The organism is Bacillus sp. BHET2 (genome assembly GCF_005938125.1).
Classification (GTDB): Bacteria; Bacillota; Bacilli; order Bacillales; family Bacillaceae_B; genus Rossellomorea.
The window spans coordinates 586,011-598,997 of sequence record NZ_VCQN01000001.1 but is presented as its reverse complement, the minus strand read 5'-3'; the positions used below and the strand labels follow the sequence as shown (position 1 = coordinate 598,997).

Genomic DNA, 12,987 nt, shown 5'->3' with positions numbered 1-12,987 from the left:
CACCTCTTTGGTAAAAATTCAGGTGGTGACACAGGCACCACCTTCAGCTGTTAGAATCCTAATAATCTTGGAATGAACAATGTGGTCTGTTCCCAGTAAGTAACGATCAATAGCATAGCAATACCTAATAGGAGCATTGGCGTTACCGCTTTGATTAAGCTTTCAAACCTTACTTCGGCTATTGAGGATACGATGAATAATCCTGTTCCAACCGGTGGTGTCAAGAGACCAATCGTCAGGTTAATACATATGATCACACCGAAATGAATCGGGTCGATTTGAAACCCGCTCACCAGCGGCATAAATACCGGCACCAGGATAATCAGCGCAGCAATGCCATCCAACAATGTGCCGATGATTAACAAGAAGATATTGACCAACAGCAGAAATACAAACGGATTATCAGAGATGGACAACATTGAATTTGCAATCAATTGCGGAATCTGTTCAAACGCTATCAGCCAGCCAAACAAGTTCGCCATTGCGATCAAGAATGTCACCGTAGCTGTTCCAATTACAGTGTTAATCAATATCTTCGGCAAACTTTTCCACTTCAATTCTCTGTAAAAAAACATCCCCACCACAAAAGCAATAACACTCGCTACAGCAGCAGACTCGGTTGCAGTAAAAGCCCCGCTCAGGATCCCGGCAATGATGACAAAGGGAACCAAAATAGCCGGCAATACTTTTACAAAGGAATTCCAAATAAGCCCAAAACTTGCTCTTTCACTACGAGGAAAATTGTGTTTATAACCTAAATAGGCTATCAATCCAATAAAACCTATTCCGAAAATCGTTCCTGGAATGATCCCTGCCATAAATAGCCCGCCAATGGACGTACCCGACAAGGTTCCATAAATGATAAAAATCATGCTCGGTGGAATAATTGGCGCAACAATTGAGGATGCAAGGGTCAATGCAGAAGAGAATTCACGGGTGTACCCTTCTTTCTCCATTTCGGGGACCATGACCTTACTCATCATCGCTGCCTGGGCATTTGCAGAACCCAGGATCGAAGCTAGGAACATATTCGCAATGACTGTAACATAGGCGAGTCCCCCCCGAACATGTCCGACAAGCACCCTTGCAAAGACAACGAGCTTGTTCGTGATTCCTCCGCTATTCATCAACTCCCCGGTAAGCATGAACAAAGGAATCGCAAGCAATCCGAAATTCTCCATGCCTGAATATAGCCTTTGTGGTGTTGATTCTAGCAGCATTGTATTACCTGTTACTAAAAAATATACAACTGTCGTCATCCCCAGCACCAAGGCGATAGGAATGCCCATCAATAAAAATACGACAAAAGCCAATATGACAAGCAGCATCATTTTTCTTCACTCTCCTTTGCGGCAGCTTGGAGATTATGGACAATTTCACTTTCAATACGTTGATTCTTTATAATCTCAAGCATATTGCTTAGTAAATGAATCGAAGCAAATAGCAGACCAACCGGCAGAATCGCATATGGAATCACCATAGGCAGCAATATTGCGCTCGATTTTTGGATTGCGACGGTAGGTGAAGTAATCCATGAAAAACAATAGAATAATAGAATGGCCATGAACAAGAGCATAAAAATATGTGCTGAAATCGCCACCCATTTATTTACCTTCGCAGGAAGATAATCCGTGATGAGCGTCATGCATGCCTGTGTCTTATACTTAAGACCAAGGCTCCCTCCTATGAACGTTATGTAGATTAGAATAAAAACCGATACTTCCCCTGCCCAGAATAGAGGTTCATTGAACACATATCTAAAAACCACTGCAGCCGCGACAATGACAGCCATTGCAAACATTAGGATAATAGCCAGTTTCTTTTCGAAACTGGCTACCATATTGCTGATGTATTTCACGCATTTCCCTCCATTAGGTTATTCCCGGAATGTATCGATGAATTCCTGAATCAGTGGATCAGTTGGTCCATACTTTTCATCGAATTGCTTGATATAAGGATCGAATAACTTTTGGTCAATTTCATAGATTTTCATCCCTGCATCACTAAGAGTCTTTTTGAATTCCTCTTCTTGTCCGGAACGGGTTTTTACTGCATACTCTGCAGCAGCCTTAATGGATTCATCAATAATCTTTTGATCACTATCAGACATTTTTTCATATTCTTCTTTGTTCATCATGGCAACTGCCGGCCATACCATGTGATTTGTCACCGCCCCATAGTTGGCAACTTCATAGTATTTATTGGTGATTGAAGCGTCCAGGTCCATATCCATCCCATCGATGACACCAGTCTGGATGGCAGCGTATACTTCGGGCAAAGGTAATGATTCAGGTGAAGCTCCCATTGATTTGTAAAAATCCTGAAGCGGCGGGCTTGGTGTTACACGGAAGGAAAGACCCTTCAAGTCTTCAGGCTTCTTGACTTCCTTATCCTTGAACAGCATGACCCGGTTCCCTGCAAAAAGGTAATCCAAACCTTTGAGTCCCTGGTCATCCAGTGTTGCAAGAATCTTCTTCGCGACTTCTGAATCACGTGCAGCATTCGCAGCTTCCAAATCTTTAAAAGCATATGGAGCGAACCATGCCGTAAATGCAGGAGCACGAGAACTCATATAGGCAGCAGTTATGAATCCGAAGTCTACAGAACCTGAAGAAATTTGCTGTACCATATCTGCTTCTGTACCAAGCTGGCTCGCTGGATAAATTTCAAGTTGCATTCTTCCATCGGAACGCTTATCCAATTCTTCTTTGAATTTCTCTGCAGCCTTATGCCACATATGATCTGTCGGGGTAATGTGTGCCAGCTTGAATGTATACTTCTCACCAGATTCAGATCCAGATGCAGGCTTTGCATCGTTGTCATTGCCGCAGGCAGCAGCCGTCAGCACCAGCAAAAAAGTTAATAATGTCAGCCCTAGTTTCCTTAAACCCATCATTTCTTGCACCCCTTTTATCTCCTTTTTTGAAAACGATTCCAATAAATTCCCCAAAGCTGTCTCTACCTGTGATTATAGTCACTTTCTCCTACAAAATGTGTAAAGTACTTAACATAGAAGGAGAAATTCAACTATATATTTTGAATATTCTAAAATATAAAGACAGACACTTAGTCACAGGAACTAAGTGCTGGATTTGCAAGAAAAAGTGACACTGCCAAGCTCTGCGAATTGGACCAAAATCGTATCATTAGGTTCGAAGCTGATCGCTTCGGAAACGGCTCCACTTAGTATGACGTCGCCCTTTTTAATTCCCTTACCAACTTCACCAAGCTTGTTGACTGCCCATGCAACCGAAGTTGCCGGGTGCCCCAGTACCGCTGCACTCGACCCGGTTTGGAAAACCTCTCCGTTTTTCGACATAACCATTCCGAGCTGCCCCAAGTCCAGATCCTTTGGAGACATCCACTTGCTGCCGATGAGGAATTTTGAGGAAGAACAGTTATCTGCGATGACATCAGCCAGAGTGAACTTAAAGTTTAAATAGCGGCTGTCGATAATTTCAATTGCCGGAGCTACAAATTTAGTCACTCTCAGTACATCCTCAGTCGTAACATTTGTCCCTTCCAAATCCTCTTCGATAAAAAAAGCAATCTCTGGCTCTGCTTTCGGGTGGATAAAATCGGTAAAATCGAGGGGTTCCCACTCCAATGCGAGCATGTCATCGGTCAAGTATCCATAAATGGCTTCATGGACCCCCATCATTTGCTGTTTTGCCTTGCTCGTCAAACCCAGTTTCAACCCGATTTTTTTAGCGTCTTCCTTCTCGCGTCTCTCGATCAATTTTTCTTGGATTAAATAAGCATCATCAAAACTCAATTCCGGATAACGGTCGGTTACTTTTACCACTTCACGACATTCTTTTTCTGCGGAATATAAGTATTCTACGATTTCCAGGTCGACTCCCTTTGTAATCGCCATCCTTTACACCTCCAGCTTTCGTGCTTTTGCCAATTCGGCAGCAACATCAAGGATCATATCCTCCTGGCCGCCTACAACTTTCCTTTTGCCTAACTCTATTAAAATATCTCTTGAATCAATACCAAATCTCTGGCCGGCCCGTTCAGCATGCAGCAGGAAACTGGAATACACCCCGGCATATCCCAAAAGCAGGCTGCCTCTGTTAATTTCCTGAGGCCTTGGAATCATTGGCCCAACCGTATTTTCAGCCAAATCCATCATTTTATAAATATCAATCCCTACGTCCATACCCATTCGGTCCAATACGGACAATAAAACTTCAGTTTGAGCGTTCCCCGCACCGGCACCCAGACATCTGACACTTCCATCGATTCTCGTAGCACCTTCTTCAATAGCTGCCAGTGTATTCGAAACGGCCAATGAGAGATTATTATGAGCATGGAAACCTACTTCAATAGACAATGTATCTCTTAGTGCTGCGATTTTCTCTTTTACTTCATGGGGCAAAAGGGCTCCTGCAGAATCAGTCACATATACTGCCTGAGCTCCATAGCTTTCCATCAGTTTCGCCTGCTCGACCAATTTTTCAGTCGGAGCCATATGGGCCATCATCAGAAATCCAAGTGTCTCCATTCCCAGCTCCCGCGCCATACTGATATGCTGGGCCGAAACGTCAGCTTCTGTAACATGTGTGGCTACCCTGACCAGACCCGCCCCTAGCTGATGTGCCTGCTTTAGCTCATGTACTGTACCGATTCCAGGTATAAGAAGCACAGCGACCTTTGAGTTTTTACATTCATCGACAGCTGCTTCGATCAGTTCCATCTCATCAACGAGGGACTTTCCATACTGCAGCGTCGAGCCTCCTATTCCATCGCCATGGCTCACTTCAATGTAATGCATTCCTGCATCATCAAGTTCGCGGGTGACACGTCGCACCTGTTCTTTTGTATATTGATGCTGCATGACATGGCTCCCGTCACGCAGGCAAACTTCCGTAATCTTGATAGGCTTATCACTTTTGCGATTCAAAAAAATTCACCTAGCCTTTCGATTTGACACTCTGTTTTTCAAGTATATGGATCGCAAAATCCTCAGCAACCCGGGTCGCCGCAGCCGTCATGATATCAAGGTTTCCTGCATACACCGGGAAATAGTCCCCCGCACCTTCGACCTCAATGAAAACCGTCACTTTGTTTCCATCAAATAAGGGATCCTGTTTGAGGCGATATCCAGGAACATATTGCTTCACCGTTTCGACCATATGCTCAATCGATTTTGTAATCGCACCTTCATCCATATTTTTCACTTCACAATAAATGGTGTCACGCATTAAAATCGGGGGCTCTGCGGGATTGAGAATAATCAAGGCCTTCCCCTTGTCGGCACCACCCACTACTTCCATTCCCCGGCGGGTTGTAATCGTGAATTCATCAATGTTTGCACGCGTGCCCGGTCCTGCACTCTTGGACGAAATCGTTGCTACAATCTCCGCGTAACTTACATCGGCGACCGAGTTGATCGCATGGACAATCGGAATCGTCGCCTGACCTCCACAAGTAATCATATTGACGTTCTTTTCATCTAGGTAATGTTCATTTTTGACGGCTGGTGAGACGAATGGGCCTCTAGCTGCCGGAGTCAGATCAATGGCAAGCTTCTCCAATTCAGCGAGTACCTTAGCATGTCTTACATGGGTCTTTGCAGATGTAGCATCAAATACGATGTCTGCGATTTCAGGATGATCTTTTAATGCCTGGATGCCATTATCGAAGGCAAGATAGCCCCGTTCCTTCGCACGCTTCAAGCCATCGGACTCGGGGTCGATCCCAATCATCGCCTGGAGATCGATGACTTTACTCCGTTCAAGTTTATACATTAGATCTGTTCCGATATTTCCAGAACCAATGATTGCTGCTTTGATTTTTGCCAATTCTTCCACTCCTCTATTCAAAAGTGACTGACACAGATCCGACCGGACCGAATTGAGCTGTAACTGTATCTCCTTCAGCTACTGTAATCGCCGCAGAAAGTGCTCCCGGCAAAATCAGTTCTCCAGCCTTAAGGGTAATTCCGAATTCATGAAGTTTATTTGCCAGCCAGGCAATCGCATGTGCCGGATGCCCAAGAGCAGCAGCACCTGATCCTGTCGCAATCATTTCACCATTCTTGGATAAAATCATCCCTACACTGCGAAGGTCGATTCCGGTGATGTCTGTCATTTGCTCTCCAACCACAACCATCGCCGATGATCCATTATCAGCAACCGTATCAACAAGACCGATTTTCCAATCAGCAATCCGGCTGTCGATAATCTCAAGGGTCGGTACCACGCAATCCGTTGCCATCAACACATCCAGAAAAGTAACATTCGGACCTTCTAAGTCTTCGCTTAATACAAAGCCGATTTCCGCCTCAATTTTAGGACTGAGGAAGTTGGACATCTTTACTGTTCCGCCATTTTCCACTTTCATATCATCCAGCAAATGACCATAATCAGGCTCATCCACTCCAAGCATTCTTTGCATCGCGACACTGGTCAGGCCAACTTTTTTGCCGATGACCGTGCGGCCTCCTTTAAGCTTTCTCTTTATGACCTCCAGCTGAACGTGGTAGGCGTCCGTTACATTAAGATTCGTAAATTGTGAAGTTAACGGTGATACCGCTTCTTTGCTTTTTTCCGCCTTTAAAAGTGTATGAGCAATGTTTTCGATCGACGCATTCATCGATTCACCCTCCTTTTCTACCATTTAATATTTTCTATCAAGCTATGCGCTTCCTTCTATAGCTTCATGGTGATCGTCTTTGCTTCGGTATAAAACTCGAAGCTGTGCCTGCCGCCTTCACGTCCTATGCCGCTCGCTTTCGATCCGCCAAACGGTGTGCGTAAGTCGCGGTAATACCAGCAGTTGATCCACAGCAGGCCAGTATTTACATTAGCTGCTACACGATGGGCACGGCGCAGATCATTTGTCCACACGACGCCAGCCAGACCGTACATGGAATCATTGGCCATTTGTACTGCATCTTCTTCCGTTTTAAAAGGAATGACAGTCAGTACAGGGCCGAAGATCTCTTCCTGGGCGACACGCATTTTATTGTCTACATCATACAGAACAGTAGGTTCATAGAAATTGCCTTCTCCAAGGGAGGTAATAGTCTTTCCGCCAGTTGCCAGCTTCGCACCTTCTTGCAGACCGACTTGCACATATCCATCAACTGTCTCGAGATGTCCCTTTGAAACAAGAGCACCCATATCTGTATCCTCATCAAGTGGATTACCGACTTTGATGGCACGTGCTGCTTCCACAAACTTCTCCAAAAATCGATCGTAAATGCTTTCCTGGACAAGCAGACGTGATCCTGCCAGACAAATCTCACCCTGATTTCTGAAGATGGCTTCAATCGACCCGGCAACCGCTTCCTCCAAATCAGCATCTTCAAACACGATATTCGCGGACTTTCCGCCTAGCTCCAGAGAAACGGGAATCAGCTGAGATGCGGCATTCTGCATCACCGTGCGGCCAGTCGTGCTATCACCGACAAATGAAATTCGTCTTACGGATGGATTTCTAGTCAATTCTGTTCCGACTGTCCCTCCAGGACCCGTGATAATATTCAACACCCCTGGTGGCAGCCCTGCCTCATTGGCAATTTCCCCGAGCATCACTGCGCTTAATGGAGTATAAGAAGCTGGCTTTACTACAACTGTATTGCCTGCAGCCATTGCCGCCGATGCCTTCCATGTCATTTGCATGAATGGGAGATTCCATGGAATGATCAGGCTTGTCACACCAGCGGGAGCATATTTTGAATAAGACATGTATCGTGCCTGGTCATAATGCTCATGGTTTATGTAGTTAGCCATTTCAGCAAAGAAGCGCAAATTCGCAGCTGCCCGGGGAATATCAAACCCCCGGCTCTCCTTAATCGGCTTCCCGACATCGAGGGTTTCAACCAGTGCCAATTCATCAACCTTTTCCATGACCAGGTCAGACATTCTGCACAATATCTTTGACCTTTCAGCAACCGACATCTTGCTCCAAACACCGCTATCGAACGTCTTTTGTGCTACATCAATCGCGTGTTTAGCATCCTCAACACCAGCTTTAGCAACCGAAGCGAGCTTTCTATTGGTCGAAGGATCAATCGTATCAAAGGTTTCACAAGACATCGCATCACGGTATTCACCATAAATAAAGAGTTTGGCATCTTTTAATTTTTGTGGTTGAGTCAGTTTCATCTTAAAACACCCTCCTCATCCTCGACTTCAACAATCATTTCAACCTCGACGGCATTGTTAAGGGGCAGCTGCGCCATGCCTACAGCAGAACGGCCATGCTTCCCGAACTCCCCAAACACCTGCACGAGCAGATCCGAGGCACCATTCAAGACCTTCGGCTGATCGGTAAAGTCAGGGGTGCTGTTCACGAAACCAAGCACTTTTACAACCCGCTTCACTTTGCTTAACTCACCCAGTTCCTGCTTTAGAACTGTCAAAAGGTTCAGCATGCATTGTTTCGCTGCATCATAGCCGATTTCAACCGAAACATCCTCCCCAAGTCGTCCCCGGTATTCATTCGTCCCCTGGCCGGATGTGAAAATCAGATTGCCGGTCCTTACACAGCTTGCATAGTTCCCTGCTGCAGGGCGTGGAGCCGGCAAGTTCAGGCCAAGTTCCTTCAAGCGTTCTTCAGGTGTCACCTGTACCTGTTTCATCAAATCAACTCCCCACTTTGACTGGTATATTCAAGAACCGTAGCGCATTTTTACCAAGTATTGCTTCCGTTTGTTCCTTTGACAATCCAACCGTTTCATCAATGACCTTACCCGGCGGGACCTCTCTTAACAGGAATGGATAATCAGAGCCCATAATGATTCGTTCATGGCCGAAATTCTGCACTAAGTAGTTCAGGTTCACTGGTTCATTTACAAGGGAATCATAGTAAAACTGTTTTGCGTAATGGCTGGGTGGCTTATCCAGAAGACGCAGGTGCGGCCAGACTTTCCACCCTTGATCAAGACGAGGCAGCAAATAGGGCAGCGAGCCGCCGCCATGAGCCAGGCAGATTTTCAGCTTAGGGAATTTATCCATGATTCCGCCAAGGATCAAACTTCCTCCAGCCAGAGCCGTTTCACTCGGCATCCCTACTGTATACATGAGGTTGTGACGAGGCATCCGCTCCTTGCCAAGTGTTTCCCATGGGTGGATAAACAATGGAACATCCCATTTTTCAGCCATCTCAAAAAACTCAATTAAACCAGGATCATCAAGGTTCATACCGTTTATATTTGTGCCAATCTCTATGCCGCTCATGCCTAATTCATGCTTGCAGCGGTCCATTTCCCGGATTGCTACATCTACATTCTGCATCGGCACAGCACCCAGTCCAATGAACTTAGTCGGGTACTGGTTTACCAGGTCAGCGATAAAATCATTTTGAACACGAGCCAAAATTTCTGCTTCTTCAGCTGGTGCCCAGTATGAGAACGTTACAGGAATGGGAGAAAGAACTTGCATATCGACCCCTTCCCTCTCCATATCCTTAATCCTCTTCTCAGCGTTCCACACCTGGTCTGTCACTTCACGGAACACTTTCCCGGCAATCATGATGTTTGCACCGCATGCACAAGTACGCTCCAGCTTCGGCCATTTGTCGCCGCCGAAACGCTTCGTCAGCTCGCTGAAATCCTCAGGAATGATATGGGTATGGAAGTCTACTCGCATTTCCATTCACTCGCTTCCGGAGGCATCATGTATCCACAATTTTCACACTTGCGAAGTTCCTCGTTTCCATTAAAGCTTGCAATGGCTTCCTTTACCTGCTTTTCAATGTTAGTCAGTTGAATCGTGGCACGGTGCATTTCATGGTCGCACTCATCACAGAACCAAACAAAGTCCTCAAGTTCACCTTGTGCACGGTTGCGTTCGATAACAAGTCCGATCGTGTTCTCCACTCGGTGCGGAGAATGCGGAACGTTCGCTGGAAGAAGAAACATTTCACCTTCCTTTACCTCCACTACTTCACGCTTTCCTTCTGCATTGATAACCTCTACATAACAACTGCCCTGTATTTGATAGAAAACCTCTTCGGACGGATCAACGTGGAAATCGCGTCTTTTGTTCGGTCCTCCTAGAAGCATGACCATCAGCTCAGCATCCTTCCAGATCACCTTATTGTTGACCGGTGGTTTGAGCTGATCTCTATTTTCCTCAATAAATTGCATTAGATTAATCGGTACAAATTGACTTTTCATATTTCCTCGTCTCCCTTCGATTCTTGTAATATCAGTTAAAGATTCTTCTTGGCATTACCAGCTTTTACTACAATTCATCTCATATCTCTTATTACAATCAGTCTGCCATCTCGACCGGACTTCCTTTTAATGACCTTTGCATATGGACCACTTCATCTGCGAGAATTGAAATCCGATTCAACAAATCCTCATCTACGATTTGGTTTTCCAGGTTGAAATGATCGAAGGTTGCGTATACATGGCAAGGTGCAACGAAGGCCCGGAAATAACCAGCAATGGGCTTCAACTGGTTTTCGATTACGAGAAAATGCTGATACGTTCCACCATTTGCGACAAACCCCATCACCTTATTCCTGAAGGCGGCCGGGTGGATCAAATCAAATAGGTTCTTCAATACCCCTGGAATCGAGCCCTGGAAAATAGGTGTTCCAATCACATAAAAATCGGCAGACGATACTTTTTCAATCACAGCCCTGGTATCGTCCGAATATTTTTCAGCAGGACGGCCATCACAGAACTCAACGTTATAATCCATCATATCGAGCATTTCCACCTCGATATCAGGGTACTTCTTTGTCACTTCTTCAAGCACTTTACGGACCACAATCCCTGTCTTGGCTCCGACGATGGTGCCTGATATACCGAGCAATTTCATTCGTTTTCGCCTCCTATTCTTGTAAAATATGATTCTTCGCATGAACTCCAGGCTCCCAACCTAGCAATGATTTCGAGAGGTTAAGCTCCCCATCTGAAATCAGCTGGCGGATCCTGGATGAAGAGATCACGCCGCCTTGAGGACAGAATACCGGTTTTGTTACACGTACGTTAAAATATTTTTCAAGAAGTTTTAGATCTCCCAATCGATCTTTGCCAAAGTGGAAATCCCCGCCAACAATGATCTCCACCGGGTTAAGCTTCGCCAAACATCCGATAAATTCGTATGCACTTCTCTCTGCATACACTTCATCAAATCGGGCAACCACAGCATGCCGGGTACCCAGTTTTCCTATTTTATCCAACTTTTCCTCCACGGGGGTCAGCATCCTTGCTCCTTGAAAAAACACACGGGGCGGCGGGTCGAAGGTATACACGACACTTGGAACCCCGAGCTTCCTGCTTCTCTGTACTGACTGGCGTATTACGGCTTGTTGACCCCGATGGACACCGTCAAAAGCGCCAATGGCAACCACCGATCGAGGCAATTCCAACGAAGAATAAACATGTGCTTCCATCCAGCCATCACCTCCTCGGAATGCTCATTAATTTGTAAGCGCTTCCTTGTTATCCAAAAGACCGCCCTTCAACGCTTCATCAACCATTGTGAGTGGTGTCTGGCGTTTATAGTTGTTATAGAAAATCCCCCTCTTACGAATCGGATCACCTGTATAATAGCGCTCGTATTGAAGCAAACGCTGACCGAATGCCTCACCGCACAGATCCCATGCAAGCTTGAAAATGCTTACCCTCTCTAAAGAAGAAATGCCTTCACGGCCGACATAGTAATTGTCGATTGAATCTCTTAATGCTGCATTTTCAAAATCAGCTCCAGTCGGGGACATGAGCAAACCGCCTGCACCGATAATCTGGATGACTTCGATTGCCCGGGGATACATTGTAGGCAGCAAGCCGCGGATGGTTTCAAGTGCGACGTAATCCGGCATTGCTTCTCCATGCTCGGTCATCGTATGCTCGTATTCAGCCACTTTTAACAGCGCTCTGATCGACTCAAGTGACTGGGCAAGCTCTCCAAGCTGTTCCTGAACATTCAAGTATCCATCGACGCCAATCGTATCCGCCACCTTCATGGCCACTTGCGTTGCGAATTCCAATTTCACAAGGCCCCTGACCCCTGATTGATGTGCCGGCTGCTGACCAGCGCCTGTCATTGGATACAGCTTGTTGGCTGCTTCGACATTGTTATATAAGAAAATACGGTCCCAAGGAACGACCACATCATCAAACACCAGCAAGGCATCCATCTCTTCGAACCGTGAAGCGAGGGGATGATCAAAGAACGAACGTGTTCCATCCTGCATCGGCTCGCGGCAGATTATACGCAGCCCCGGGGTATCAATCGGAATCGCAAAAGCCAGTGCATATTTTTCATCACCTGGGGCAAATCCAGGGAATGAGTAAATGATCACTTCATCTGTCACCGGTGCAAGGGTCGCAAGCATCTTTGCTCCCCTGACAACCAGGCCATCCGGAGTTTCCTTCACAGCACCAAGATGGGTATACGTATCCTTCTGTTCATGTGACGTTTTACTGCGGTCATTTTGCGGGTTGATAATGGCATGAGTCAGGAATATGTCGTTGTCACGGAGGTATTTATAATAATTGCGGACATTATCTGCCCAGTTTTTGTTGTATTTTTCAAAGAACCAAGAATTGTAGTACATGGATGTTACCACGACGTTCAAGAAATCCGGAGTTCTTCCCATCAATCCAAAGGTTGCCCTGGCATATGCTTCGAAAACGTTGCGACGCTTCACTAAGTCCTCGTAGCTTTTCGGCACAAGGAAGGAATTATTCACCCGCTCTCCCGTTTCCTCACATACATGAGTGATCTTATCCTGGAATTCAGGATCATGCTGCATGTCAAACAGCTTGGCGATTTCAAGTATCGGCTGCTTGAAAACCGGTTCCTCAAACAAATTCTCAACCTTTTTACCTGAAAGCCAAACTTCAGGTTTGCGTGCTTTAACCGCTTCGATATATTGAGCTCCAGTCCTAATTCCCATATACACCCTCCTGAAAATATTATTTGAAAATTCATACTGATTTTAATACTAATTTTCCATTCTAACTGTAGCCTATTTAACGTTTTTCCTGAGATAGTTTTGGAAAAATCA

General features: G+C 45.7%; 14 protein-coding genes. All 14 read right to left on the bottom strand.

Annotated elements, in window-relative coordinates; all coding sequences use genetic code 11:
* Window positions 1-50: 50 nt before the first annotated feature.
* Complete coding sequence (locus tag FGG79_RS03140) at window positions 51-1,331, bottom strand: TRAP transporter large permease (RefSeq protein ID WP_138776294.1); 1,281 nt, start codon at window positions 1,329-1,331, stop codon at window positions 51-53.
* On the bottom strand, window positions 1,328-1,858 hold the full coding sequence (locus FGG79_RS03135; RefSeq protein ID WP_138776293.1) for a TRAP transporter small permease: 531 nt from the start codon (window positions 1,856-1,858) through the stop codon (window positions 1,328-1,330). Before FGG79_RS03135 ends, FGG79_RS03140 begins: the two co-directional genes overlap by 4 nt.
* Before the next feature lie 18 nt (window positions 1,859-1,876).
* Window positions 1,877-2,896: a TRAP transporter substrate-binding protein gene (locus tag FGG79_RS03130; protein ID WP_138777560.1), complete on the bottom strand. Its 1,020-nt coding sequence runs from the start codon at window positions 2,894-2,896 to the stop codon at window positions 1,877-1,879.
* A gap of 183 nt (window positions 2,897-3,079) precedes the next feature.
* Entirely contained in the window at window positions 3,080-3,877 is a 798-nt protein-coding gene (locus FGG79_RS03125; RefSeq protein WP_138776292.1) for a 2-keto-4-pentenoate hydratase, read from the bottom strand.
* Window positions 3,878-3,880: 3 nt separating this feature from the next.
* Window positions 3,881-4,909 carry a 4-hydroxy-2-oxovalerate aldolase gene (dmpG, locus tag FGG79_RS03120; RefSeq protein WP_138776291.1) on the bottom strand — a complete coding sequence of 343 codons (1,029 nt, stop codon included), beginning with the start codon at window positions 4,907-4,909 and terminating at the stop codon, window positions 3,881-3,883.
* Window positions 4,910-4,919: 10 nt separating this feature from the next.
* On the bottom strand, window positions 4,920-5,810 hold the full coding sequence (locus FGG79_RS03115; protein ID WP_138776290.1) for an acetaldehyde dehydrogenase (acetylating): 891 nt from the start codon (window positions 5,808-5,810) through the stop codon (window positions 4,920-4,922).
* A gap of 13 nt (window positions 5,811-5,823) precedes the next feature.
* Window positions 5,824-6,603: a 2-keto-4-pentenoate hydratase gene (locus FGG79_RS03110; RefSeq protein WP_138777558.1), complete on the bottom strand. Its 780-nt coding sequence runs from the start codon at window positions 6,601-6,603 to the stop codon at window positions 5,824-5,826.
* A 56-nt stretch (window positions 6,604-6,659) separates the two neighbouring features.
* Complete coding sequence (locus FGG79_RS03105) at window positions 6,660-8,120, bottom strand: aldehyde dehydrogenase (RefSeq protein WP_138776289.1); 1,461 nt, start codon at window positions 8,118-8,120, stop codon at window positions 6,660-6,662.
* Complete coding sequence (locus tag FGG79_RS03100; protein WP_138776288.1) at window positions 8,117-8,596, bottom strand: RidA family protein; 480 nt, start codon at window positions 8,594-8,596, stop codon at window positions 8,117-8,119. Before FGG79_RS03100 ends, FGG79_RS03105 begins: the two co-directional genes overlap by 4 nt.
* A gap of 4 nt (window positions 8,597-8,600) precedes the next feature.
* Complete coding sequence (locus FGG79_RS03095; protein ID WP_171050773.1) at window positions 8,601-9,611, bottom strand: amidohydrolase family protein; 1,011 nt, start codon at window positions 9,609-9,611, stop codon at window positions 8,601-8,603.
* Window positions 9,596-10,135: a 3-hydroxyanthranilate 3,4-dioxygenase gene (locus FGG79_RS03090; protein ID WP_138776287.1), complete on the bottom strand. Its 540-nt coding sequence runs from the start codon at window positions 10,133-10,135 to the stop codon at window positions 9,596-9,598. The genes FGG79_RS03095 and FGG79_RS03090 overlap by 16 nt, the downstream gene beginning before the upstream one ends.
* A gap of 97 nt (window positions 10,136-10,232) precedes the next feature.
* The gene (locus tag FGG79_RS03085) at window positions 10,233-10,790 is read right to left on the bottom strand and encodes an NADPH-dependent FMN reductase (RefSeq protein WP_138776286.1); all 558 of its coding nucleotides are present in this window, start codon (window positions 10,788-10,790) and stop codon (window positions 10,233-10,235) included.
* A 13-nt stretch (window positions 10,791-10,803) separates the two neighbouring features.
* Window positions 10,804-11,367, bottom strand: coding sequence for an FAD synthetase (locus FGG79_RS03080; RefSeq protein WP_138776285.1), 564 nt, complete (start codon window positions 11,365-11,367; stop codon window positions 10,804-10,806).
* Window positions 11,368-11,394: 27 nt separating this feature from the next.
* A complete protein-coding gene (locus FGG79_RS03075; RefSeq protein WP_138776284.1) occupies window positions 11,395-12,876 on the bottom strand; it encodes a 4-hydroxyphenylacetate 3-hydroxylase family protein in 1,482 nt (493 codons plus the stop codon).
* Window positions 12,877-12,987: the final 111 nt, after the last annotated feature.